Below are 23,709 nucleotides of genomic sequence, written 5' to 3' on the forward strand. Positions count from 1 at the left end.
CTTCACCCTTCGGCTTGCCGGTAAATGATGGTGGTGCTGCCCACGACGATCCGCGAGCCGTCGCGGAGCGTAGCGCGGGTGGTGTGCTGCCCGTCCACCACGATGCCGTTGGTGGACCCGAGATCCTGGATCGTCGAGGGCGTTCCGGTCCGGATCTCACAGTGCCGGCGGGAGACGCCGGGGTCGTCGATCCGCACGTCGGCTTCGGTGCTGCGGCCGAGTACGAGCGTCGGGCGGGAGATCTGGTGGCGGGTGCCGTTGATCTCGATCCAGCGGCGCGTGCCCGCGCCGCCGGAGGGTACGGGGGCCGGGCCGGTGGGCCCGGCGGGGCGGCGCTGCGGGGCGCCGGGCGGCGGCGCGCTGGGCATGGGCGGCGCGGCGACCGGGGGGTAGCCGTAGCCGCCGGGGGCGCCCTGGGCGGGCTGCGCGGGCTGCTGCGGCTGGGAGGTGGAGGAGGCGAGGGTGCGGCTGCGGACCCGGTAGAGGCCGGTGTCGAGGTCCTCGGCCTTCTCCAGGTGGACCTTGATGGGACCCATGAAGGTGTAGCGCTGCTGCTTGGCGTAGTCGCGGACCAGGCCGGCGAGCTCGTCGCCGAGCTGGCCGGAGTACGGGCTCAGGCGCTCGTAGTCACCGGCGGACAGTTCGACGATGAAGTCGTTGGGTACGACGGTCCGCTCGCGGTTCCAGATGGTCGCGTTGTTGTCGCACTCGCGCTGCAGTGCGCCGGCGATCTCGACGGGCTGCACCTCGGACTTGAACACCTTGGCGAAGGTGCCGTTCACCAGACCTTCGAGTCGCTGTTCAAACCTCTTCAGGACTCCCATGGGGCACCTCCTCCGTTGATGTCGCCCTGTACTGCTTACTGATCGTATCCACGCGTGGGGGATTCGGCTGGTTCCCCTCGTGGCCCGTGGTGAGGAGTGTTGCTCCTCACTAGGGATCGTAGGGGTGGCCCAGGGACAGTGTCCCGCACCCGGAGGTGAGTACGGGAGGGCACTCCGGATGGGCGGCTCCGGGAGGGTGCTCCGGGAGGCCCTCGCGGGCCCCCGGGGGCGGCCGGGAAAGCGATTTCAATCCGCCCTCTCTGACGTGCTAATGTTCCGATGTCGCCAGGGGAACGGCCCGAAAGGGAAGATCCACTGGGACGCTGCTCGGGCGAGTGGCGGAACGGCAGACGCGCTGGCTTCAGGTGCCAGTGTCCTTCGGGACGTGGGGGTTCAAATCCCCCCTCGCCCACAGATTGAACCCCCGATTCGGAGAGATCCGGATCGGGGGTTCTTCGTTGTGCCCGCGTGGTGGCGCGGCCGTTCGACTTTCGTCGGCGGGCGCGCGACGAAAGAGGGGTGATGGCGGGATGGAGCGTTGCCTAGGGTCGGGCGGGTGGATGTGACTGTGAAGGCGCGGGCCGGCTGGGAGTGGCTGAAGGGTCCGGAGCCGTGGACCCGGCGGGCGATCGCAGGGGACCTGGTCGCGGCCTCGGTCCTGGTGCTGCTCGGGTTCGGGATCGAGGAACTCGACAACGGCGGCTGGCTGCGCGAGGCGGCGAGCGCGGTGACGGTCATCACGCTGGTGTTGCTGCGGCGGCGGATGCCGGCCGGGACGCTGGTGGCCGGCGCGGCGCTGGGCGGGCTGCTGCCCGGTGCGGTGCTGGTGACCGTACTGCTGGGCTGGTCGGCGGGCCGGCGGATCGTGGGCGCCGGGCGGGCCGTGGGGGTGTTTGCGCTCTCCTTCCTGCTGTATGTGGGGTTGTCGGTGGCGATGGAGTGGTCGCAGCAGCGCCCGCTGCTGCTGATCGCGTTCACCACGCTGATGTATCTGGCGACGGTCGTCACCCCGGGTCTGGCCAGCCGGTACTGGTACCAGCGGCGGACCCTGCTGCACGCGCTGCAGGAGCGCAACAGCCAGCTGATGCGGGAACGGGCGATGGTGGCGGGCCAGGCGCGGCTGCTGGAGCGGCAGCGGATCGCCCAGGACATGCACGACAGCCTCGGCCACCAGCTGGCGCTGATCTCGGTGCACACCGGCGCGTTGGAAGTGGACCCTGAGCTGACGGACCGTCAGCGCGAGGCGGTGGGGGTGCTGCGCCAGGCATCGGTGTCGGCGATGCACGAGCTGCGCGAGGTGGTCGGCATCCTCCGGGACGGGGTGGAGGCGCCGCTGCGGGAGGACGAGCAGGTGGCCCGGGGGGTCGCCGGCATCGAGGGGGTGGTGGCGGCTGCGCGGGCTGCGGGCACCCCGGTGGCGCTGCGGACGGTGGGGGAGCCGCGGCCGTTGGCCCCGGCCTGCGACCACGCGGCGTACCGGATCGTGCAGGAGGCGCTGACCAACGCGTACAAGCACGCCCCGGGTGCGGCGATTTCGGTGGAGCTGCGGTACGAGGACGACTCGCTGGTGGTGGAGATCGCCAACGGTCCGTCGGCCGGTCCGGGCCGCGGCGAGGTGGTGTCCGGCGGGCAGGGTCTGACGGGGCTGCGGGAGCGGGCCCGGCTGGTCGGCGGGATGGTGCACGCGGGGGCGGTGGACGGCGGCGGATTCCGGGTGGCGGGCGTCCTGCCGTACGGCGCCGAGCCGGCCGGGGGGCCGGCCCTGCCGGGGATCGCGGACGACTTCGGGCAGCAGGTGCTGCCGCCGGGGGCGCCGCCGATGGACTGGGCGGCGGTGGACCGGGAACTGGTGGGTGGCCGCCGGAGCCGGACCGGCGGGGTCGCCGTGGGCTGCGGCATCGCCTTCGCGGCGGTGGTGCTGCTGGTGATCGTGGTGGGTGCCGGGGTGGCCCTGATGGTCTCCTCGATGACCAAGGGGATGATCGACCGCTCCGAGTACGACGCGATCACCGTCGGCACCGCGGAGCAGGAGGTGCGGGACCGGCTGCCCAGCGGGGACAGCGTCTTCGTGCAGGGGCTGGACAAGGGCGGCCCGCCGCGGCCGGCCGACGCGAGCTGCCTGGTGCTGATGTCCACCGAGTCGGGTGACAGCCTGGAGGACGAGCCGGTGTTCCGGTTCTGCTTCAAGGACGGCAAGCTCGTCGAAAAGCAGGCGTACGAGATCAGGCGGTAGACGTGGGTGCAGCGGGCGGGACGGGCCGCACGGTCCGGGTGGTGATCGCCGACGACGAGCCGTTGATCCGTGCCGGGATCAGGATGATCCTGACCTCGGACCCGGAGATCGAAGTGGTCGCGGAGGCATGCAACGGGCGCGAGGCGGTGGACCTGGCGCGGTCGCACCTGCCGGACGTGGTGCTGCTGGACATTCAGATGCCGGTGCTGGACGGGCTGACGGCGCTGGGGGAGCTGCGCCGCGCGGTGCCGTCGGCGCGGGCGCTGATCCTGACCACCTTCGGGGAGAAGGAGAACGTGCTGCGGGCGCTCTCCCAGGGCGGTGCGGGATTCCTGCTGAAGGATTCGGCGCCGGGCGAGCTGATCGGTGCGGTGCGGGCGGCAGCTGCGGGGGATGCGTACCTGTCGCCGGCGGCGACCCGGCACGTGGTGGACCAGCTGGCCTCGGGGAAGGCGGCGGCGCGCGGCGAGGAGGCGCGGCGGCGGGTGGCGGAGCTGAGCGAGCGGGAGCGGGGGGTGCTGGCGCTGCTGGGGGAGGGGCTGTCGAACGCGGAAGCGGGGCGCCGGCTGCATATGAGCGAGGCGACCGTGAAGACGTACGTGAGCCGGATCCTGGCGAAGCTGGAGTGCGACAACCGGGTCCAGGCGGCGCTGCTGGCCAGGGACGCCGGACTGTAGACGCCGGACTGTGTCGGGTCTGCTGTCGGAGGGCCCGGAGGTGGCCCCCCGGCGGCCGGATCGGTACGGTCGTCCGCGGACATGTGGATGATCGAATCGGGGGCGGCAATGGCGGGGACCACGGCGAACGTGCCGGCGGCGGTTGCGGGCGGGCCGGTGGGTGACCCTGCGGGCGGGCCTGCGGGCGCGGCGGCTGCGGATGTGGCGGCTGCGGCTGCGGGGCGGGTTCCGGTGGTCGCGGGTTTCGCCTCGCGGGGTGCCGCGGCCGGTGCGCCGAAGGAGGCGGGCCGGGCGCTGCGTACCAGGGTGCCGCGCGCCGAGCAGGCCCGCTTTGAACCCGGCGCGGACCGGCCGGACGCGGTGCGGGCGGTGGTGGAGTCCAACCACGGGCGGGTACCGGAGCTGACCCCGATACGGGTCGGGCGGATGGCGGCGAGCCCGTTCGCGTTCCTGCGCGGGGCGGCCGGGCTGATGGCGTACGACCTGGCGGGCACGCCGGTGACCGGGGTGGGCGCGCAGCTGTGCGGGGACGCGCACGCCGCGAACTTCGGTCTGTACGGGGACGCCCGGGGCCGCTTGGTCATCGACCTCAACGACTTCGACGAGACCGTGTTCGGGCCGTGGGAGTGGGACGTCAAGCGGCTGGCGACCTCGCTGGTGCTGGCCGGGCGGGTCGCGGGTGCCGACGAGGAGACCTGCCGGGCGGCGGCGCAGGACGCGGTGGGCGCGTACCGGCGGACCATGCGGCTGCTGGCCCGGCTGCCCGCGCTGGACGCGTGGAACGCGATCGCGGACGAGGAGCTGGTCTCGCACACCGATGCGCGGGATCTGCTGGGCACGCTGGCGCGGGTTTCGGAGAAGGCCCGCAACAACACCAGTGCCCGGTTCGCGGCCAAGTCCACGGTGGTGGACGAGAACGGCGCGCGCCGCTTCGTGGACGCGCTGCCGGTGCTGCGGCGGGTCGGCGACGCGGAGGCCGCGGCGGTCGCTGCCTCCCTGGCGGCGTACGCGGAGACGGTGCAGGCCGACCGGCAGCCGCTGCTGGCCCGGTACGCGATCCACGACGTGGCCTTCCGGGTGGTCGGCACGGGCAGTGTGGGCACCCGGTCCTATGTGGTGCTGCTGCTGGACCACCGGGGCGAGCCCCTGGTGCTCCAGGTGAAGGAGGCCCGGCCGTCGGTGCTGCTGCCGCATCTGCCGGCCGGTTTCGACCGGGCCGGGGCCGGGCACGAGGGCCGGCGGGTGGTGGCGGGCCAGAAGCGGATGCAGGTGGTGTCGGACATCCTGCTGGGCTGGACCACGGTGGAGGGCCGGCCGTTCCAGGTGCGGCAGTTCCGCAACCGCAAGGGCAGTGTGGACCCGGCGGCGCTGGCGCCCGAGCAGTTCGACGACTACGGCCGGATGACGGGTGCGCTGCTGGCCCGGGCGCACGCGCACAGCGCGGATCCGCGGCTGCTGGCCGGGTACTGCGGCAAGAACGAGGAGCTGGACGAGGCGGTGGCCGCCTTCGCGGTGGCCTACGCGGACCGTACGGAGGCGGACCACGCGGATCTGGTCGCGGCGATCCGGGCGGGCCGGATCGCGGCGGAGGAGGGCGTCTAGGTCCGGCCGGGACCGGGCCTGGCGAGGGCCCGGCGGGTGCCCGGCGAGGGCCTGGTGGGTGCCTGGTGGGTGCCCGGCGGGCCGTGACCGGGCATGATCACCCGGACACCCCCTAGGCTGGCCGGGTGAGCGAGCAGACTGTCCCCGAAGGTGAGGCCGGCCCCGAAGGCGAGGCCGGCGCCGAGCGCCCCGAGGCGCGGCTGGAGCGGGCCGTGCGTGCGGCCGAGCAGGCGCTGATCGAGTTCGAGATCGCGGTGGAGACGTTCCGGGTGGAGGTGGAGAACTTCTCCCGGCTGCACCACCAGCGGCTCGGCCCGATGTACACCCGCCTCGACGAGCTGGACGCGCTGATCGCGGAGGCGCGGGCGGCGCGGACCGGGGACGCCGAGGACCTGCGCCGGGCGAGCGAGGCGCGCGCCCTGGTCATGCCGATGCCCGGGGTGGACGAGCTGTTCCACGACTGGATCGGCCCGGACGGCATGCACGACGATGCCGCCGCCATGCTCACCGACCAGCCGGTCAGGCCGCCGGAGCGGGTGCGGCCCTCGGAGGAGGCGCGGCGGCTCTACCGGGAGCTGGTGCGGCAGGCGCACCCCGATCTCGCGCAGGACGAGGAGGAGCGGGCCCGCCGGGACGCCTTCCTGGTGAAGGTGAACGCGGCGTACGGGCGGGGCGACGAGGGTCTGCTGCGCGAGCTGGCCGAGGAGTGGGCGGCCGGGCCGGTGCCGGAGGCGGCCGGGCCGACCGAGAGCGAGGAGCTCTACGCCCGGCTGGAGTGGCTGGCCCAGCGCAAGGAGCTGCTGGCGCTGGTGGCGCGGGAGCTGGAGGACAGCGCGATCGGGGCGATGCTGCGGATGGCCCCGGACGACCCGGACCGGCTGCTGGAGGAGATCGCCGAGCAGCTGCTGGCGCAGGTCTCCGAGCGCGAGGCCGAGCTGGCGGAGCTGACGGCGGAGGCCTGACGGGGCCCGGCCGGGCCGGTGAAGCGGGTACCGTGGCGGTGCGGGCGGGACCCGCACCAGCGACGAGTAGAAGGCGACACAGCATGCACTTCGGCACGCTTCCCACGGTCGGTGTCGACGCGCTCGGCCCCGACAGCTTCATCCTCGACGTCCGGGAGGACGACGAGTGGGCCGCCGGTCACGCCGAGGGCGCGCTGCACATCCCGATGAGCGAGTTCGTGGCCCGCTTCGGTGAGCTGACCGAGGCCGCCCCTCAGGGGCGGCAGATCCATGTGATGTGCCGGGTGGGCGGGCGCTCCGCGCAGGTCACCCAGTACCTGGTGCAGCAGGGCATCGACGCGGTGAACGTGGACGGCGGCATGCAGGTGTGGGAGGCCTCGGGCCGCCCGGTCGTCGACAGCGCGGGCGGCGCCGGCACCGTCATCTGACCAGCGGCGCCGCCGAGACTCAGCCGAGGGGGTGGGCGGCCAGCAGGTCGCCCAGGGCCTCTTCGTGTGCGGCGGCCGGGCCGAGCGAGAGCTCCAGCTGCTTGGCCCAGGCGTGGTAGCGGTGCAGTGGGTAGTCGGTGTCCGCGCCGAAGCCGCCGTGCAGGTGCTGTGCGGTCTGTACGACCCGCCGTACGCCGTCCGCCGCCCAGATCTTGGCCACGGCCACATCGCCGGCGACGGGCAGCGGCCCGCCGGCCCCGCCGGGGGCCGTGTCCAGCCGCCAGGCGGCCTGCCAGAGGGTGACCTCCATGGCGCGCAGGTCGATATAGCGGTCGGCGGCCTGAACCGCGACGGCCTGGAAGGTGGCGACGGGGAATCCGAACTGTTCCCGCTTGCCGGTGTACTGGGCGGTCATGGCGAGGACTGCCTCGCCCAGGCCGAGGGCCAGGGCGCAGGTGCCGGTGGCCAGCAGCAGGCGCAGCCGCTCCCAGGCGCCGGGCGTCTCGATGACATGGCCGGCCGGGATCCGTACGCCGTCCAGGGTGAGCTCGGCGAACCGCTCGCCGTTGGTGGAGTACTGGTCGGCCAGGGTCAGGCCCTGCGTGCTGCGCGGAACCAGGGCCAGCACCGCCTCGCCCTCCCCGGTGTGCGCGGGGACGGCGATCCAGTCGGCGCTGTGGGCCCAGGGGACGGCGGTCTGGCTCCCCTCCAGCACCCAGGCGGAGCCCTCGCGTGCGGCGGTGACGGCGAGCTCGGCCGGGTCGTGGCCGGTGCGGCCGTTCGCGGCGGCGGTCAGGACGAGTTCCCCGCGGCCGGCCGCGGGCAGCAGGGCGGCGGCCAGCTCGGGGGAGCTGTCGGCCTGGACGGCCATGGCGGTGGCGCAGTGCTCCAGCAGCGGCACCCGGGCCAGGACCCTCGCGGACTCGCGGAGCACCAGGCAGAGCGCGACGGTGTCGAGGCCGGCGCCCCCGTGCTCCTCGGCCAGGACCAGGCCGATCAGGTCGGAGCCGGCCAGCCGGGCCCACAGCGGGCGGTCGAACTCCTCGGCGACCGCGCCCGGGGTGAGCGCGGGACTGCGCACGCCGTCGGGCGCGACGTCCGCGAAGACCGCCTTCGCCGCTTCGACGGCCGCCTGCTGCTCCTCGGTGAAGGTGAAGTCCACTGCCTGTCCTCCCTGTCCTCCCGCTCGGACCGCGCCGCGGCCTCACACTGCGGCCTGACGGTGCGTCAAGATAGAACAGGTTCTGGAATTTTGACAGGGGCGGACCCACTCACCGGTCGAAGTCGATTTCCACTTCTTCCGTCACCGGATGGGACTGGCAGGCCAGCACGAACCCGGCTTCCGTCTCGTCGGACTCGAGCGCGAAGTTGCGGTCCATCCGGATCTCGCCGCGCACCAGGAACGCCCGGCAGGTGCCGCACACACCGCCCTTGCACGCGTACGGCGCGTCCGCGCGGTTGCGCAGCACCGCGTCCAGCAGGGACTCGCCGTCCTGGACCGGCCAGGTGCCCGACCGGCCGTCGAGGCGGGCGGTGACCCGGCTGTGGGAGGAGGAGACGGTCCGGGCGGTCGGGGCCGGTGCCGGAGCGTCGTCCACATGGAAGATCTCCTCGTGGATCCGGTTCCGGGCGACGCCCAGCCCGCGCAGGGCCCGCTCGGCGCCCTGGACCAGCCCGTACGGTCCGCAGAGGAACCAGCCGGCCACCGATTCGACCGGCAGCAGCGCGGGCAGCAGGGCCGTCAGCCGCTCCTCGTCGAGCCGGCCGGACGGCAGTCCGGCCTCCTGCTCTTCCCGGGACAGCACGGTGACGAGCTGGAACCGGTCGGGGTAGCGGTCCTTGAGGTCGGCCACCTCCTCCAGGAACATCGTCGAGGCGGCCGTGCGGTCGCTGCGGATCAGGCAGAACCGGGCGTCGGGCCGGGCGGCCAGCAGGGTCGCGGCGATCGACAGCAGCGGGGTGATGCCGCTGCCGCCGACGACCGCCGCATAGTGGGCGGCCTGCGGCGCGGCGGCCGGGTCCAGCACGAAGCGGCCGGCCGGGACCATCACGTCCAGCACGTCCCCGGGGGCGACCTCCTTGTGGGCGAAGGTGGAGAACTCGCCGCCCTCCACCAGCCGCACCCCGACCCGCAGTTCCCGCGGCCCGGGTCCGGTGGGGGCCGGTGCCGGGGAGCAGATCGAGTAGGTGCGGCGCACCTCGCCGACCTCGGCCGAGCGCCGCCGCAGCGCCAGGTGCTGGCCGGCGGCGTGCCGGTAGTCCTCGCTGAGCTCTTCGGGGATGCGCAGGGTCAGGGCCACGGAGTCGTCGGTGAGCCGGTCGACCGCCGCCACCGTCAGCGGGTGGAAGGCGCCGTGGCGTGGGGCGGCCATCTACAGCTCCTTGAAGTGGTCGAAGGGTTCGCGGCAGGACACACAGCGCCGCAGCGCCTTGCAGGCGGTGGAGGAGAACCGGCTGAGCAGTTCGGTGTCGGTGGAGCCGCAGTTCGGGCAGCGCACCGAGAGGGTGAGCGGGACCGGTCCGCCCGCCGCGTGCGGCCGGGGCGGGGCGATGCCGAACTCGGCGAGCTTGCGGCGGCCTTCGGCACTGATGTCGTCGGTGGACCAGGCGGGAGCCAGCACGGTGTGCACGGTCACCTCGTGGATGCCGTGCTCGCGCAGGGCCCGCTCGATGTCGGCCGACATAGCCTCGATGGCCGGGCAGCCGGTGTAGGTGGGGGTCAGGGACACGTCGACCCCGCCGTCCTCCCGCATCCGGACGCCGCGCATCACGCCCAGCTCGGACAGGGTCAGCACGGGCAGCTCCGGGTCGGGGACCGCGCCGGCAATGGCGGCGAGCTCCTCTTCCAGGCGGGTGGCGGTCACCATGACGCCCCCGGGTGGCTGCGGTGCAGGTGCTGCATCTCGGCGAGCATCCGCCCGAAGGATTCGGTGTGCAGGCCCTGCCGGCCGGCGCCGGCCGCCCACGCTCCGGTGCGGGGGCCCTGCGGGAGGGTGAGGGTGGCCTGTTCCAGGACCTCCGTGACGGCGGCGAGCCAGGCCGTCTCCAGTGCGGCCCAGTCCACCTCCAGGCCGTCGACCGGCTGGAACATCTCGCCGGTGAACTTCCACAGCGCGTTCACGGCGGACTGGATCCGGTGGTGGCTCTCTTCGGTGCCGTCGCCCAGCCGCAGGGTCCACTGGGTGGCGTGGTCGCGGTGGTACTCGGTCTCCTTGACCGCCTTCGCGGCGAGCGGGGCGAAGGGGCCGGACCCGGCGGCCAGCGCCCCGTACAGCAGGTGCTGGTGGACGGAGAAGAACAGCTGCCGGGCGATGGTGTGGGCGAAGTCGCCGTTGGGCTGCTCGACCAGCTGGAGGTTGCGGAAGGCCCGCTCCTCGCGGAGGAAGGCCAGCTCGTCCTCGTCACCGGCCATGGAGAGCAGCACGCGGGCCTGGCCGAGCAGGTCGAGGGCGATGTTGGCGAGGGCGACCTCCTCCTCCAGGACCGGGGCGTGGCCGGCCCATTCGCCGAGGCGGTGGGAGAGGATCAGGGCGTCGTCGCCGAGGGCGAGCGCGGCCGTCGTGGGCACGGTGGCGGTCACAGGTGGCGCACCCCCTCCGGGATCTCGTAGAACGTGGGATGCCGGTAGGGCTTGTCGGCGGCCGGGGCGAAGAACGGGTCCCGCTCGTCGGGCGAGGACGCGGTGATCGCGGTCGAGGGCACCACCCAGACGGACACCCCCTCGCTGCGCCGGGTGTACAGGTCGCGGGCGTTGCGCAGGGCCATTTCCGCGTCGGGGGCGTGCAGGCTTCCCGCGTGGGTGTGCGAGAGTCCGCGGCGCGAGCGCACGAACACCTCCCACAGCGGCCAGTTCTGCGTCATACCCGTGCCTCCTCGTGCCGACCGGCGCTGCCGGTGTGCTTCTTCGCGTACGCAGCGGCTGCGTCCCGGACCCAGGCGCCCTCTTCGTGCGCCTGCCGCCGCTGGCTGATCCGCTGTTCGTTGCAGGGGCCGTTGCCCTTGAGGACATCCCAGAACTCGGTCCAGTCGATGGCTCCGAAGTCGTGGTGCCCGCGCTCCTCGTCCCACCGGATGTCCGGGTCGGGGAGGCTCAGGCCGAGGCTTTCGGCCTGCGGGACGGCTATGTCCACGAACCGCTGGCGCAGTTCGTCGTTCGAGTGCCGCTTGATGCGCCAGGCCATGGACTGGGCAGAGTGCGCCGACTCGTCGTCCGGCGGGCCGAACATCATCAGGGACGGCCACCACCAGCGGTCCACGGCGTCCTGCGCCATTGCGTGCTGTGCCTCGGTGCCCCGGGACAGGGCGAGGAGCAGCTCGTACCCCTGGCGCTGGTGGAAGGACTCCTCCTTGCAGATCCGGACCATGGCGCGGGCGTACGGCCCGTACGAGCAGCGGCACAGCGGCACCTGGTTGGTGATCGCCGCGCCGTCCACCAGCCAGCCGATGGCGCCCACGTCGGCCCAGGTCAGGGTCGGGTAGTTGAAGATCGAGGAGTACTTCTGGCGACCGGTGTGCAGCTTGTCGAGCAGCTCTTCGCGGTCGGTGCCGAGGGTCTCTGCGGCGCTGTAGAGATACAGGCCGTGGCCGGCCTCGTCCTGGACCTTGGCCATCAGGATGGCCTTCCGGCGCAGCGAGGGCGCGCGGGTGATCCAGTTGGCCTCGGGCTGCATGCCGATGATCTCGGAATGCGCGTGCTGGGCCATCTGACGGACGAGTGAGGCGCGGTACTCCTCGGGCATCCAGTCCCGGGGCTCCACGCGCTCGTCGGCCGCCACCGCGGCCTCGAAAGCCGCCGCGAGGTCCCTGTCCTGCCCCGTTTCCGGGGTTACTGCCACCATCCCGGCCCCCTTGCCGATGGACGTGCCGTTGGGCTTGTCGCCGGACCGGCGATGGCCGGCTGCCGCTTGCGGCCGACCGACCGATCGTTCGGTTCATGCTCTTCAATGGTGAGACGGCGGCCCGTAGGGTGTCAACCTCTGTGGGCTACTCGCTGTGGACGGCGCTCCGCCGGAGCGGATGGGAACGGGATGGATTCGAACCGGAACCGGAACCGGGAGAACGGGGGGATAGCGGCCCTGCCCAGGCCGTACCGGGTCGTCGCCGCCCTCGCCCTCGGTGCCGTCGCCGTGGCCGGCTCCCTGCACCTCGCCCTGGTCTTCCTGCACGTGGCCCCGCCCAACACGGTCGGCAAACGGCACGCGCAGACGGTCGACGACTGGATCTACCCCGAGTTCGAACAGAACTGGAAGCTGTTCGCCCCCAACCCGCTGCAGCAGAACATCGCCGTCCAGGTCCGGGCCCAGGTGCGGACGGCGGAGGGCGAGCGGATCACCACCGGCTGGCGGGACCTCTCGGCGGAGGACGGCGCCGCGATACGCGGCAATCCCTTCCCCAGCCATGTGCAGCAGAACGAGCTGCGCCGGGCCTGGGACTTCTTCACCGGGTCGCACGACGAGGAGAACCGCTCCACCGGCGAGCGCGGCGAGCTCTCCGAGGCCTACCTGCAGCGGATCGTGCTGGGCCGGCTCCGGCCGGAGTATCCCGGGGGCCGGGTGCTGAAGGTGCAGCTGCGCTCGGCGACCACGGCGGTCCCGGCGCCGAAGTGGAACCCCGAGAAGACCGATACGCAGACCTACTTCCGGGAGCTCCCGTGGTGGACCGTCTGAGCCGCCCGGCGACGCGTCCGGTGGCCGCGGCGCGCGCCGCGGCCGGGCGGGGCCTGGCCAAGGTCACCGGGCAGGCCCTGGGCCCGTACCAGAGCGCCGTGGTCCGGATCGGCTTCGCGGCGACCTGGCTGGTCTTCCTGCTGCGCGAGTTCCCGCACCGCCGCGAGCTGTACGGGCCGGACAGCCCCTGGGGCTTCGACCTGGCCCGGCGCCTGGTGGCGTCCAACGACGCCTTCACCGTGCTGCTGTGGAGCGATTCGGCGGTCTGGTTCGAGGCCGTCTACGCGCTGGCCGTGCTGTCCGCAGTGCTGATGCTGCTCGGCTGGCACACCCGGGCCTCCTCCGTGCTGTTCATGGTCGGGGTGCTGTCCCTGCAGAACCGCAGTGTGTTCATGGGCGACGGCGGCGACAACGTGATCCATCTGATGGCCCTCTACCTGGTGCTGACCCGGTGCGCGCAGGTGTGGTCGCTGGACGCCCGCCGGGCCGCCCGGGCGGGCCCCGCGCGGGGCGCCGCCGGGCCGCTGCTGTGGGGCGTGCTCGGCCTGTTCCTGGTGTACGCGGTGGTCACGGACCGGCTCGGCGCCGGCTGGTCGGCGTTCTTCCTGTGGCTGTGGATCGTCCAGGGCGTGTGGTGGGCGGTGGAGCGGCGCGACCCGGCCGGGGACGGCCGGGCGCTGCTGGACGTGCTGGCCAACCTGGTGCACAACGCGGGCCTGCTGGTGATCATGGCGGAGGTCTGCCTGATCTATGCGACGGCGGGCTGGTACAAGATCCAGGGCTCGCGCTGGCAGGACGGGACCGCGCTGTACTACCCGCTGGGGCTGGACTACTTCACGCCCTGGCCCGCGCTCTCCGGGCTGGTGGCGGGGAGCGGGACCCTGGTGATGCTGCTGAGCTACGGGACGGTTGCGGTTCAGGTCGCCTTCCCGTTCACCCTGTTCAACCGGCGGATCAAGAACGTGCTGCTGGCCCTGATGATGCTGGAGCATCTGGGGATCGCGGTGCTGCTGGGGCTGCCGGTTTTCTCGCTGGCGATGATCGCGGCGGATGCGGTGTTCCTGCCGACGGCCTTCCTGCTGTGGGTGGGGGCCGGGGCGGCGGCCCTGCGGGGGCGGTTCCCCGCCCTGTCGGCTGCGGCACCCGGGGCGCGTTTTCCGCACCCACGCGGCCCCGCCGACGGCGAGGGCGCCGGAGGCGGGCCCGAGGCGGCGGGTACGCCCGTGGGTGGGCCCGTGGGCCGTGGGACCGCTGCGGCTTCGGAGGCCGCAGAGGCCTCGTAGGCTCGTGCGCATGAGTGACGGACAGCAGGCGGCGGAGACGGTACGGGCATGGCGGGAGGCCGCGGCGGAGGACCGGGTCGTCCTGCTCGACGGGTTCCATGCGCTGAAGCACGCCCTGCGGTTCGGCGCGGAGCTGCGGGCCGTGGTGGCCGAGGACCCGGCGGCAGTGCTCGCGCTGGCCGACGACCTTGCCCCCGACGTCCGCAAGGACCTTGAGGGCCTGGTCCGGCCCGGCCCGCTCGGGGAGCTGGTGGCCCGGGTGCACCCGACCCGGGTGGCGGCCCTGGCCGTCCGGCCGGACCCCGCTGCCGGGCGGGCGGCGCTGGACCGGCTGCCCCGCAGTGCGCCCGTCGTCCTCCTCGACAACCCCCGCAACCTCGGCAACGTGGGCGCCGTCGTCCGGCTCGCCGCCGGTTTCGGCGCCACCGGCGTCGTCACCCGCGGCGATCTCGACCCCTGGCACCCGAACGTGGTGCGGGCCGGTGCCGGGCTGCACTACGCCACCACCGTCGACCGGGTCACCCTCGACACCCTGCCGCCCGGCCCGCTGTACGCACTCGACCCGGAGGGGGCGGACATCCGCGCCGTCACCCTGCCCGACGACGCGGTGCTCGCCTTCGGCTCCGAGCGGCAGGGGCTGTCGCCGGAGCTCCGGGCCCGGGCCGATCAGCTGGTGTCGCTGCCGATGCGTCCGCAGGTCTCCAGCTACAACCTGGCCACCAGCGTGGCCATGGCCCTCTTCCACTGGGGTGGGCCGCTGGCTGAGGGTGCAGGCGGTGCCTAGGCCGCCCGCACCCTGGCGCAGAGCCGGGGCGCGGGCAACGCTGCGCGAGCGGCGCGGGCCGGTGTGCCGTGTGCCCACCCGTGCCGCCCTGCGGCACGCCTGCCCACACGGCGGAACCCGCTATGCCTGGCGGCGGACTTCCACCACGCGGAAGCGGTTGGAGACGAATGCGCCGTCGCACAGGGCCGCGTTGGCTGCCGGGTTGCCGCCGGAGCCGTGGAAGTCGGAGAAGGCCGCGGTCTGGTTCACATACACCCCGCCCGTGAGGTTCAGCGAGAGCTGCGCGGACTCCTCCAGGCAGACCTCCTCGACCGCCCGCTCGGTGTCGACCGAGGTCGTGTACGCGCCGACGGTCATCGCGCCCTTCTCCCGGACGGTGCGCCGCAGCAGGGCGAGCGCGTCGTCCGTGGAGTCCACGGCCACCGCGAAGGAGACCGGGCCGAAGCACTCCGACAGGTAGGGGGCCGAGTCGTCGGGCTTGGCGGCGTCCAGCTTGACCAGCACCGGCGTACGGACCACGGCGTCGGGGAAGTCCGGGTTCGCGACCTCGCGGGAGGCCAGCGCGACCTCACCGAGCCCGGCCGCCGCCTCCAGCCGCGTCTTCACATCCGGGTTGACCAGCGCGCCCAGCAGGGCGTTGGCCCGCGCGTCGTCGCCCAGCAGTCCCTGCACGGCGGCGGCCAGGTCGGTGACCACCTCGTCGTACGACTTGTGGCCGGCGTCCGTGGCGATGCCCTCGCGGGGGATCAGCAGGTTCTGCGGGGTGGTGCACATCTGGCCGCTATAGAGGGACAGGGAGAACGCCAGGTTGGACAGCATCCCCTTGTAGTTGTCGGTGGAGTCCACGACCACCGTGTTGACGCCGGCCTTCTCCGTGTAGACCTGCGCCTGCCGGGCGTTGGTCTCCAGCCAGTCGCCGAAGGCGGTGGAGCCGGTGTAGTCGATGAGCTTGATCTCCGGGCGGACCGCCAGGGTCTTGGCGATGCCCTCGCCCGGGTTCTCGGTGGCCAGCGCGACCAGGTTCGGGTCGAAGCCCGCCTCGGCCAGTACTTCGCGCGCCACCTGCACGGTCAGGGCGAGCGGCAGCACGGCCCGGGGGTGCGGCTTGACCAGCACCGCGTTGCCGGTGGCCAGGGAGGCGAAGAGGCCCGGGTAGCCGTTCCAGGTGGGGAAGGTGTTGCAGCCGATGACCAGCGCGATGCCGCGCGGCACGGCGGTGAAGGTCTTGCCCAGGTTCAGCGGGTCCTTCTTGCCCTGCGGCTTCGACCAGTCGGCCGTGCCCGGGACCCGGGTCTGCTCCTCGTACGCATACGCCACCGCCTCCAGGCCGCGGTCCTGCGCGTGCGGGCCGCCGGCCTGGAACGCCATCATGAAGGCCTGGCCGCTGGTGTGCATCACCGCGTGCGCGAACTCGTGCGTGCGGGCACTGATCCGGGCCAGGATCTCGATACAGACCAGGGCGCGCGCCTCCGGTCCGGCGTCCCGCCAGGCGGCCATGCCGGCCTTCATGGCGGGCAGCAGCACGTCCGGGTCGGCATGCGGGTACTCCACGCCCAGCTCCGGGCCGTACGGCGACACCTCGCCGCCGGTCCAGCCGTCGGTGCCGGGCTGGCCGAGGTCGAGCCGCGAGTGGCGGACGTCCTCGAAGGCCTTCAGCCCGTCGGCCGGGGCGGTCTCCCCGTATGCCTTGGGGTGCTCGGGGTGCGGGGACCAGTAGGCGCGGCTGCGGATGGCGTCCAGTGCCGCATCGAGCGTGGGTCGGTGCTTGTCGGAAAGCTGAGCGGCGGACAGGTCGGCGGCGGCCATCAAGACCAACTCCTCGTTGAGCCGGGCGTAGCGGAGCAGACTGGAGTTAGAGTAACCGAACGATCGGTCGGGACAAGAGGGCCTGCGTCCCCCTGTGGACAACTCATGCGAGAGGATCGGGGACATGACAGCTATCGAGCGCTCCCGCACCGTGGCGGTCGTCGGGGCCGGGACCATGGGCCAGGGCATCGCCCAGGTCGCCCTTCTCGCAGGTCACCGCGTACTGATCCACGATGTCGACGAGGAGCGTGCCCGGGCCGGCCGGGACGCCGTACGGGACCGTCTGGTCCGGTTGATCGACAAGGGCCGGCTGGACCGGGAAGAGGCCGACGACGCGATCGGCCGAATCGATGCGGCCGGTGACCTGTCCGAGCTGGCCGGGGCGGCCTTGGTCGTCGAGGCCGTCGTGGAGGACCCCGACGTCAAGCGCCGACTGTTCGCCGCGCTGGAAGAGGTGGTCGCGCCGGACGCACTGCTGGCCACCAACACCTCCTCCCTCTCCGTCACCGAGATCGCCGCCGGTCTGGCCCACCCCGGCCGGTTCCTCGGCCTGCACTTCTTCAACCCGGCCCCGCTGCTTCCGCTGGTCGAGGTGGTCAGCGGGTTCGCCACCGACCCGGAGGCCGCCGAGCGTGCGTACGAGACGATGATCGGCTGGGGGAAGGCCCCGGTCCGCTGCGCCGACACCCCGGGCTTCATCGTCAACCGGATCGCCCGCCCCTTCTACGCCGAGGCCTTCGCGGTGTACGAGGAGCAGGGCGCCGACCCCGCGACCATCGATGCCGTGCTCCGCGAGAGCGGCGGCTTCAAGATGGGCCCGTTCGAGCTCACCGACCTCATCGGCCAGGATGTGAACGAGGCCGTCACCCGCTCGGTGTGGGAGTCCTTCTTCTGCAGCCCCAAGTTCCTGCCCTCGCTCGCCCAGCGCCGGCTGGTCCAGTCCGGCCGGCTGGGCCGCAAATCGGGGCAGGGCTGGTACCCGTACGGACCGGACGCCAAGGCTCCGGTACCGCACACCGCCGGCCCCGAGGACGCCCCGGCCGCCGTGACCGTGGTCGGTGACCTGGGGCCCGCGGCCGGCCTGGTCGAGCTGATCGGGGAGGCCGGGATCGAGGTCACCGAGGTCGCCTCAGGCGGCCCCTACATCCAGCTGCCCGGGGAGGGCCAGCTGGTGCTCGCCGACGGCAAGACCGCGATCGAGTTCTCCGACGTCGTCTACTTCGACCTCGCCCTCGACTACCGGGGTGCCACCCGGATCGCGCTGTCCGCCTGCGAGGACACCTCCGAGCAGACCCTCGCCGAGGCGGTCGGCCTGTTCCAGCGGCTCGGCAAGAAGGTCAGCGTCATCGGCGACGTCCCCGGCATGATCGTCGCCCGGACCGTCGCCATGCTGATCGACCTGACTGCCGACGCGGTCGCCCGCGGCGCGGCCACCGCCGAGGACATCGACACCGCGATGCGGCTGGGCGTCAACTACCCGCTCGGACCGGGTGAATGGCACGACCGGCTGGGCCGCGACTGGGCGTACGACCTGCTGCACCACCTCGACGAGCGGGTTCCGGGCGGTCGCTACGCGCCCTCGCTCGCGCTGTACCGGCTCGGCTACCAGGCCGGCGAGGAAGCCGACGCGGAAGTCGGCGCCGACGCGGAAGGCGCAGCGGAATGACCACGGCCCGCCGGGACACCTACACCCCCGAGACGCTGCTCACCGTCGCCGTCCGGATCTTCAACGAGCGAGGCTACGACGGCACCTCGATGGAGCACCTCTCCAAGGCCGCCGGAATCTCCAAGTCCTCGATCTACCACCATGTCGCGGGCAAGGAGGAGCTGCTGCGCCGGGCCGTCAGCCGGGCCATCGACGGCCTCTTCGGCATCCTTGACGAGACGGGTGCCACCCGTGGCCGCCCCATCGAGCAGGTCGAGTACGTCACCCGGCGCACCGTCGAGGTACTGCTCGCCGAACTGCCCTACGTCACCCTGCTGCTGCGGGTCCGCGGGAACACCCGCACCGAGCGCTGGGCGCTGGAGCGGCGCCGCGAGTTCGACCACCGGGTCGCCGACCTGCTCAAGGCCGCCGCGGCCGACGGCGACCTGCGGGCGGACGTGGACATACGACTGGCCACCCGGCTGCTGTTCGGCATGGTGAACTCGCTGGTCGAGTGGTACCGGCCGCACCCCGAAACGGAGGCCCGGGAAGCCGACGCGCTGGCCGACGCGGTGGTCCGGATGGCCTTCGAGGGCCTCCGGGTGGCCTAGGCCGGCCGGGCAGGGCCCCAGCCGGCCGGGTGGTGAGGGCCCTACTCCTCGCCGACCGGCGGGCCGGGCAGGGGTGAGCCGTCCGAGGCCAGGTCCGTCTCCTCGAACACCAGCAGCGTCCGGGTGGAGAGCACCTCCGGCATGGACTGCAGGCGGGTCAGGACCAGCTCGCGCAGGGTCCGGTTGTCCGGGGTGTGGACCAGCAGCAGTACATCGAAATCGCCGCTGACCAGGGCGATGTGTGCGGCGCCCGGCAGCTCGCGGAGCTTCTCGCGGACCGTCCGCCAGGAGTTCTGGACGATTTTCAGGGTGATGTAGGCGGAGGCGCCTTGCCCGGCCCGCTCGTGGTTGATCCGGGCCGCGAACCCGCGGATCACTCCGTCGTCGATCAGGCGGTTGATCCGTGCATAGGCATTGGCGCGGGAGACGTGCACCTGCTCGGCGACCGAGCGTATCGAGGCGCGTCCGTCGCCCTGCAGCAGCTGGATGATCGAGCGGTCGATGGGGTCGAGGGGCCGGGGCGGCACCGCGGGCACCTCACCCGAGCGGGCCATTTGTTCATCCGTCATTGCCCCCGGCCTCCCTGTTGTGGACGTCCTGTATCCATCCCAGGCTGTGGACATCCGTTTGTCCACAGCCTGAAGCCGCCTGTAGCCAAAATGCGCCCACGATCGAACAATCGGTAGGTGAGGCGCCTCACACCGCAGTGCGCCGCCCAGCCCGCTTCCCACGAGGAGGTGTACGCCGCCATGACGGTCCAAGAGCTGCCCGGTGCCGGTGCGTCGTCGTCCTACCGGCCCACCCCGCCGCCCGCCTGGCGCCCGCGCACGGACGCCGCTCCGCTGCTCCCGGACCCCGAGCCGTACCGGGTGCTGGGCACGCCTGCAGCCGACAAGCTCGACCCCGAGCTGATGCGGCGCTGCCATGCCGAGCTGGTGCGCGGTCGCCGGTACAACGCGCAGGCCACTGCGCTCACCCGGCAGGGCCGGCTCGCGGTGTACCCGTCCACCGTCGGCCAGGAGGCCTGCGAGATCGCGGCGGCGCTGGTCCTTGAGGAGCAGGACTGGCTGTTCCCCAGCTACCGGGACACCCTGGCGGCCGTGGCGCGGGGCCTGGACCCGGTGCAGGCGCTGACCCTGCTGCGCGGTGACTGGCACACCGGATACGACCCGCACGAGCACCGGATCGCCCCGCTGTGCACCCCGCTCGCCACCCAGCTGCCGCATGCGGTGGGGCTGGCCCACGCGGCCCGGCTGCGCGGCGACGACGTGGTGGCCCTGGCCATGGTCGGCGACGGCGGCACCAGCGAGGGCGACTTCCACGAGGCGCTGAACTTCGCCGCGGTGTGGCAGGCCCCGGTGGTCTTCCTGGTGCAGAACAACGGCTTCGCGATCTCCGTCCCGCTGGCCAAGCAGACGGCCGCGCCGACCCTGGCCCACAAGGCCGTGGGGTACGGCATGCCCGGCCGGCTGGTCGACGGCAACGACGTGGCCGCGGTGTACGAGGTGCTGGCCGAGGCGGTCGCGCGGGCCCGGTCCGGCGGCGGACCGACCCTGATCGAGGCGGTCACCTACCGCATCGAGGCCCACACCAATGCGGACGACGCCACCCGCTACCGCGGCGACGCGGAGGTCGAGGCCTGGCTGGCCCACGACCCGGTGCAGCTGCTGGAGCGCGAGCTGACCGCGCGCGGCATCCTCGACGAGTCGGACATACGTGCGGCCAAGGAGGCGGCGGAGACGATGGCGGCTGCCCTGCGCGAGCAGATGAACGCGGACCCGGTGCTGGACCCGATGGATTTGTTCGAAAACGTGTATGCGGAGCAGACCGGCCGACTGCGGGAGCAGGCGGCGATGCTGCGCGCCGAGCTGGAAGCGGAGACCGAGTGATGGCCGTGTCGCAACTGGCGGCGAAGCCCGCCACGATGGCGCAGGCCCTGACCCGGGCGATGCGGGACGCAATGGCGGAGGACCCGACGGTCCACGTCATGGGCGAGGACGTCGGCACCCTCGGCGGGGTCTTCCGGATCACCGACGGACTGGCGAAGGAGTTCGGCGAGGACAGGTGCACGGACACCCCGCTCGCCGAGGCCGGCATCCTCGGCGCGGCGGTGGGCATGGCCATGTACGGGCTGCGCCCGGTCGTGGAGATGCAGTTCGACGCGTTCGCGTATCCGGCGTTCGAGCAGCTGATCTCGCACGTGGCCCGGATGCGGAACCGGACCCGGGGCGCCATGCCGCTGCCGATCACCATCCGGGTGCCGTACGGCGGCGGAATCGGCGGGGTGGAGCACCACAGCGACTCCTCCGAGGCGTACTACGTGGCGACTCCGGGCCTGACGGTGGTCACCCCGGCGACCGTGGAGGACGCGTACGGGCTGCTGCGGGCCTCGATCGCCTCGGACGACCCGGTGGTGTTCCTGGAGCCGAAGCGGCTGTACTGGTCGAAGGCGGAATGGTCGCCGGAGGCCCCGGCCGAGGTTCCCGGCATCGGCCGGGCAGTGGTCCGGCGTCCCGGTACGGGCGCCACCCTGATCACCTACGGCCCCTCGCTGCCGGTGTGCCTGGAGGCCGCCGAGGCGGCCCGCGAGGAGGGCTGGGACCTGGAGGTCCTGGATCTGCGCTCGCTGGTCCCCTTCGACGAGGAGACGGTGGTCGCCGCGGTCCGCCGGACCGGGCGGGCGGTGGTGGTCCACGAGGCGAACGGCTTCGGCGGCCCGGGCGCGGAGATTGCCGCGCGCATCACGGAGCGCTGCTTCCACCACTTGGAGGCGCCGGTGCTCCGGGTCACGGGGCTCGACATCCCGTACCCGCCGCCGATGCTGGAGAAGCACCACCTGCCCGGTGTGGACCGGATCCTGGACACCGTGGCCCGCCTGCAGTGGGAGAACTGATGCCTCAGGTGATGGAGTTCAAGCTCCCCGATCTCGGCGAGGGGCTCACCGAGGCCGAGATCGTCCGCTGGCTGGTGGCGGTGGGCGATGTGGTCGCGGTGGACCAGCCGGTGGTCGAGGTCGAGACGGCCAAGGCGATGGTGGAGGTCCCCTGCCCGTACGGGGGCGTGGTGACGGCGCGGTTCGGCGAGGAGGGCACCGAGCTTCCGGTCGGCGCCCCGCTGATCACGGTCGCGGTCGGTGCAGAGTCGGCGGAGCCGCTGAGCTCCGGCTCCGGCCCGGCCGCGGGGGCCGACTCCGGCTCTGACGCGGGCTCCGGCTCCGGGTCCGGCAATGTGCTGGTCGGCTATGGGACCGACCACTCCCGACCGGCTCGGCGGCGCCGGATCCGGCCGGCGGAGCCGGCCGGTGCGGCCCGCCCCGCAGTGTCGGTGGCCGCGACCGCCCCCGCGCCGGTGCCCGCCGCTGCCCCGGTTCCGGCCCCGGCTCCGGCCCGGGCTGTTGCCGCCGCCGGTCCCGTACCGGTGATCTCCCCGCTGGTGCGCAAGCTCGCCCGGGACAACGGGGTCGACCTGCGCGGGCTGCACGGATCGGGGCCGGAGGGCCTGATCCTGCGGGCCGATGTGGAGGCGGCTCTGCGCGCTCCCGAGCCGATGGCGGTCGCGCCCTCCGCCGCCGGTGCGGTCGAGGGGACGCGGATCCCGCTCAAGGGCCTGCGGGGTGCGGTCGCCGAGAAGCTGTCGCGCAGCCGTCGGGAGATTCCGGACGCCACCTGCTGGGTGGACGCGGACGCGACGGAGCTGATGGCGGCCCGCGCCGCGATGAACGCGGTCGGCGGCCCGAAGATATCGGTGCTCGCGCTCCTCGCCCGGATCTGCACGGCAGCGCTCGCCCGGTACCCGGAACTGAACTCGACGGTGGACCTCGCGGCCAACGAGATCGTCCGGCTGCCCTCGGTGCACCTGGGCTTCGCGGCCCAGACCGAGCGCGGTCTGGTCGTCCCGGTGGTCCGCCAGGCCCAGTCCATGAACCCGGAGGCCCTGTCCGCCGAGTTCGGCCGGCTCACCGAGCTCGCCCGGACCGGCAAGCTGGCACCGGCGGACCTCACCGGCGGCACCTTCACGCTCAACAACTACGGGGTGTTCGGAGTGGACGGCTCCACACCGATCCTCAACCACCCCGAGGCGGCGATGCTCGGCGTGGGCCGGATCGTCCCCAAGCCCTGGGTGCACCAGGGCGAGCTGGCGGTCCGCCAGGTGGTGCAGCTGTCCCTCACCTTCGACCACCGGGTGTGCGACGGCGGGACGGCAGGCGGATTCCTCCGCCATGTCGCGGACTGCGTGGAGAACCCGGCGGTGCTGCTGCGCAGCCTGTAGTACCTGCCCGGGCGGCGGCTCGTTCCGCGCGCCGCCCGGGCCCCTGCGCAAGGCTGCCGGACAGGGCCTAGCCCCAGAGATTGCGGGCGATCGTCCAGAGTGCGGCGACCGTGAGGATCGCCGTGATGCCGCGGCGGCCCAGGGGCAGGCGGTAGCGCCGGCCTTCCAGGGTGGCCGTGGCGAACCAGCGGCCGTAGCCGAAGGCCGCGAGCGGGAGGACGCCCAGCAGGAGTGCGTTCGCCCGGACGGCGGCTGCGAGGTCGCCGTGCAGCAGGCTGTACGCCATGCGCGTGCCGCCGCAGGCCGGGCAGGACAGGCCGGTCGCCCAGCGCCAAGGGCACTGCGGGAGCAGTTGCGAAGGGTCGTAGGGGCTGTGCCCGTATACGTACGCCGCTCCGGCCACGGCCGCGGCGCCGAGCACGACCGGCAGGGCCCGTACCGTCCACGGTACGGGCCCTGCAGGCGTGTTCGGCAGGCTCATGCTCAGCCGCGCAGAACCCGGCCCTGGGAGTCGGTGGTGTTGCTGCCGACCAGCAGCATGATGGCGTCGATCAGGGCCCAGATGCCCAGGCCGCCACAGGTCAGGAGCTGGCCGATGGCCATGCCGGTGTGGCCCGTGTAGAAGCGGCCCACGCCGAAGGCGCCGAGGAACAGCTGCAGGACGCCGGCGACGATCTTGGACTTCTCGGAGTACGGGACACCGTTGGGGGCGTAGCCGAAGGGCGCGTTGGGGTCGGGCTGCTGCGGGAAGGACATGAAAGGGCTGACCTTTTCTGAAGAATGACGTGTGCTCAGGAATATGCGATCACATGGTCGCACTTACGCTCACCTTATATGTCGCTGAAAGCCGCCAGGGAGAGGGGCGAAGGTCACAGATCAGCGACTGAATCGGCGAACCGAGATCGAACCAAGATCGAAC

Annotated in this window: 23 protein-coding genes, 1 tRNA gene and 1 pseudogene; 14 read left to right on the forward strand and 11 right to left on the reverse strand. The window is 72.8% G+C overall.

Features of this window, described 5'->3' with window-relative positions; all coding sequences use genetic code 11:
* Positions 1 to 2: 2 nt before the first annotated feature.
* Positions 3 to 824: an FHA domain-containing protein gene (locus ABT123_RS06120; RefSeq protein ID WP_351310283.1), complete on the reverse strand. Its 822-nt coding sequence runs from the start codon at positions 822 to 824 to the stop codon at positions 3 to 5.
* Between the two features lie 329 nt (positions 825 to 1,153).
* Here ABT123_RS06120 and ABT123_RS06125 point away from each other — a divergent pair.
* The 6 genes from ABT123_RS06125 (at position 1,154) to ABT123_RS06150 (ending at position 6,726) form a co-directional block, all read left to right on the forward strand.
* A tRNA-Leu gene (locus tag ABT123_RS06125) sits at positions 1,154 to 1,236 on the forward strand.
* Positions 1,237 to 1,380: 144 nt separating this feature from the next.
* The gene (locus ABT123_RS06130) at positions 1,381 to 3,057 is read left to right on the forward strand and encodes a histidine kinase (RefSeq protein WP_351310285.1); all 1,677 of its coding nucleotides are present in this window, start codon (positions 1,381 to 1,383) and stop codon (positions 3,055 to 3,057) included.
* A 2-nt stretch (positions 3,058 to 3,059) separates the two neighbouring features.
* Positions 3,060 to 3,734: a response regulator gene (locus ABT123_RS06135; protein ID WP_351310287.1), complete on the forward strand. Its 675-nt coding sequence runs from the start codon at positions 3,060 to 3,062 to the stop codon at positions 3,732 to 3,734.
* 108 nt (positions 3,735 to 3,842) lie between these two features.
* Positions 3,843 to 5,336 carry a DUF2252 domain-containing protein gene (locus tag ABT123_RS06140; RefSeq protein WP_502970889.1) on the forward strand — a complete coding sequence of 498 codons (1,494 nt, stop codon included), beginning with the start codon at positions 3,843 to 3,845 and terminating at the stop codon, positions 5,334 to 5,336.
* A 125-nt stretch (positions 5,337 to 5,461) separates the two neighbouring features.
* Positions 5,462 to 6,298 carry a J domain-containing protein gene (locus ABT123_RS06145; RefSeq protein ID WP_351310289.1) on the forward strand — a complete coding sequence of 279 codons (837 nt, stop codon included), beginning with the start codon at positions 5,462 to 5,464 and terminating at the stop codon, positions 6,296 to 6,298.
* Positions 6,299 to 6,381: 83 nt separating this feature from the next.
* Positions 6,382 to 6,726 carry a rhodanese-like domain-containing protein gene (locus ABT123_RS06150; protein ID WP_351310291.1) on the forward strand — a complete coding sequence of 115 codons (345 nt, stop codon included), beginning with the start codon at positions 6,382 to 6,384 and terminating at the stop codon, positions 6,724 to 6,726.
* Positions 6,727 to 6,745: 19 nt separating this feature from the next.
* On the opposite strand, the gene ABT123_RS06155 is transcribed toward ABT123_RS06150, so the two are convergent.
* From ABT123_RS06155 to paaA, 6 genes are all read right to left on the reverse strand, one after another.
* Positions 6,746 to 7,888: an acyl-CoA dehydrogenase family protein gene (locus ABT123_RS06155; protein WP_351310293.1), complete on the reverse strand. Its 1,143-nt coding sequence runs from the start codon at positions 7,886 to 7,888 to the stop codon at positions 6,746 to 6,748.
* Between the two features lie 109 nt (positions 7,889 to 7,997).
* A complete protein-coding gene (gene paaE, locus ABT123_RS06160; RefSeq protein WP_351310295.1) occupies positions 7,998 to 9,098 on the reverse strand; it encodes a 1,2-phenylacetyl-CoA epoxidase subunit PaaE in 1,101 nt (366 codons plus the stop codon).
* The gene (paaD, locus tag ABT123_RS06165; protein WP_351310297.1) at positions 9,099 to 9,593 is read right to left on the reverse strand and encodes a 1,2-phenylacetyl-CoA epoxidase subunit PaaD; all 495 of its coding nucleotides are present in this window, start codon (positions 9,591 to 9,593) and stop codon (positions 9,099 to 9,101) included.
* Positions 9,587 to 10,306 (reverse strand): 1,2-phenylacetyl-CoA epoxidase subunit PaaC, encoded by a 720-nt coding sequence (paaC, locus tag ABT123_RS06170; protein WP_351310299.1) that lies wholly within the window; start codon positions 10,304 to 10,306, stop codon positions 9,587 to 9,589. Before paaC ends, paaD begins: the two co-directional genes overlap by 7 nt.
* Positions 10,303 to 10,587 (reverse strand): 1,2-phenylacetyl-CoA epoxidase subunit PaaB, encoded by a 285-nt coding sequence (gene paaB, locus ABT123_RS06175; RefSeq protein WP_150208784.1) that lies wholly within the window; start codon positions 10,585 to 10,587, stop codon positions 10,303 to 10,305. The genes paaC and paaB overlap by 4 nt, the downstream gene beginning before the upstream one ends.
* On the reverse strand, positions 10,584 to 11,564 hold the full coding sequence (gene paaA, locus ABT123_RS06180) for a 1,2-phenylacetyl-CoA epoxidase subunit PaaA (RefSeq protein ID WP_351310301.1): 981 nt from the start codon (positions 11,562 to 11,564) through the stop codon (positions 10,584 to 10,586). The genes paaB and paaA overlap by 4 nt, the downstream gene beginning before the upstream one ends.
* Before the next feature lie 189 nt (positions 11,565 to 11,753).
* Between paaA and ABT123_RS06185 the strand changes: the two genes are divergently transcribed.
* Genes ABT123_RS06185 through ABT123_RS06195 form a run of 3 tightly spaced genes read left to right on the forward strand, consistent with a single transcriptional unit; the run spans position 11,754 to position 14,459 of the window.
* Positions 11,754 to 12,392 carry a DUF5819 family protein gene (locus ABT123_RS06185; protein WP_351310303.1) on the forward strand — a complete coding sequence of 213 codons (639 nt, stop codon included), beginning with the start codon at positions 11,754 to 11,756 and terminating at the stop codon, positions 12,390 to 12,392.
* A complete protein-coding gene (locus ABT123_RS06190) occupies positions 12,389 to 13,675 on the forward strand; it encodes an HTTM domain-containing protein (protein ID WP_502970890.1) in 1,287 nt (428 codons plus the stop codon). The genes ABT123_RS06185 and ABT123_RS06190 overlap by 4 nt, the downstream gene beginning before the upstream one ends.
* Before the next feature lie 10 nt (positions 13,676 to 13,685).
* The gene (locus ABT123_RS06195) at positions 13,686 to 14,459 is read left to right on the forward strand and encodes a TrmH family RNA methyltransferase (protein WP_351310305.1); all 774 of its coding nucleotides are present in this window, start codon (positions 13,686 to 13,688) and stop codon (positions 14,457 to 14,459) included.
* Between the two features lie 120 nt (positions 14,460 to 14,579).
* Here ABT123_RS06195 and paaN read toward each other — a convergent pair whose 3' ends face one another.
* A complete protein-coding gene (paaN, locus tag ABT123_RS06200; RefSeq protein ID WP_351310307.1) occupies positions 14,580 to 16,265 on the reverse strand; it encodes a phenylacetic acid degradation protein PaaN in 1,686 nt (561 codons plus the stop codon).
* A 124-nt stretch (positions 16,266 to 16,389) separates the two neighbouring features.
* Here paaN and ABT123_RS06205 point away from each other — a divergent pair, with 124 nt between their 5' ends.
* Together ABT123_RS06205 and ABT123_RS06210 are read left to right on the forward strand one after the other, a co-directional pair.
* Positions 16,390 to 17,931 (forward strand): 3-hydroxyacyl-CoA dehydrogenase, encoded by a 1,542-nt coding sequence (locus tag ABT123_RS06205; RefSeq protein WP_351310309.1) that lies wholly within the window; start codon positions 16,390 to 16,392, stop codon positions 17,929 to 17,931.
* Positions 17,928 to 18,521: a TetR/AcrR family transcriptional regulator gene (locus ABT123_RS06210; protein WP_351310311.1), complete on the forward strand. Its 594-nt coding sequence runs from the start codon at positions 17,928 to 17,930 to the stop codon at positions 18,519 to 18,521. Before ABT123_RS06205 ends, ABT123_RS06210 begins: the two co-directional genes overlap by 4 nt.
* 41 nt (positions 18,522 to 18,562) lie before the next feature.
* Here the strand turns inward: ABT123_RS06210 and ABT123_RS06215 are convergent, their stop codons facing one another.
* Positions 18,563 to 19,090, reverse strand: a complete 528-nt coding sequence (locus ABT123_RS06215) for an Lrp/AsnC family transcriptional regulator (protein WP_351310313.1) — start codon at positions 19,088 to 19,090, stop codon at positions 18,563 to 18,565.
* 180 nt (positions 19,091 to 19,270) lie between these two features.
* Here ABT123_RS06215 and pdhA point away from each other — a divergent pair, with 180 nt between their 5' ends.
* The 3 genes from pdhA to ABT123_RS06230 are packed head-to-tail and all read left to right on the forward strand — an operon-like array spanning position 19,271 to position 22,790.
* Positions 19,271 to 20,410 carry a pyruvate dehydrogenase (acetyl-transferring) E1 component subunit alpha gene (pdhA, locus tag ABT123_RS06220; protein WP_351310564.1) on the forward strand — a complete coding sequence of 380 codons (1,140 nt, stop codon included), beginning with the start codon at positions 19,271 to 19,273 and terminating at the stop codon, positions 20,408 to 20,410.
* Entirely contained in the window at positions 20,410 to 21,414 is a 1,005-nt protein-coding gene (locus tag ABT123_RS06225; protein ID WP_351310315.1) for an alpha-ketoacid dehydrogenase subunit beta, read from the forward strand. Before pdhA ends, ABT123_RS06225 begins: the two co-directional genes overlap by 1 nt.
* The gene (locus tag ABT123_RS06230; protein ID WP_351310317.1) at positions 21,414 to 22,790 is read left to right on the forward strand and encodes a dihydrolipoamide acetyltransferase family protein; all 1,377 of its coding nucleotides are present in this window, start codon (positions 21,414 to 21,416) and stop codon (positions 22,788 to 22,790) included. The genes ABT123_RS06225 and ABT123_RS06230 overlap by 1 nt, the downstream gene beginning before the upstream one ends.
* Before the next feature lie 67 nt (positions 22,791 to 22,857).
* On the opposite strand, the gene ABT123_RS06235 is transcribed toward ABT123_RS06230, so the two are convergent.
* Complete coding sequence (locus tag ABT123_RS06235) at positions 22,858 to 23,271, reverse strand: DUF2752 domain-containing protein (protein ID WP_351310319.1); 414 nt, start codon at positions 23,269 to 23,271, stop codon at positions 22,858 to 22,860.
* Positions 23,272 to 23,273: 2 nt separating this feature from the next.
* Positions 23,274 to 23,525 (reverse strand): annotated as a pseudogene (locus tag ABT123_RS06240) (TM2 domain-containing protein); the annotation flags it as partial.
* Positions 23,526 to 23,709: the final 184 nt, after the last annotated feature.

This window comes from Streptomyces sp. NPDC002054 (assembly GCF_040296685.1).
Lineage (GTDB): Bacteria > Actinomycetota > Actinomycetes > Streptomycetales > Streptomycetaceae > Streptomyces.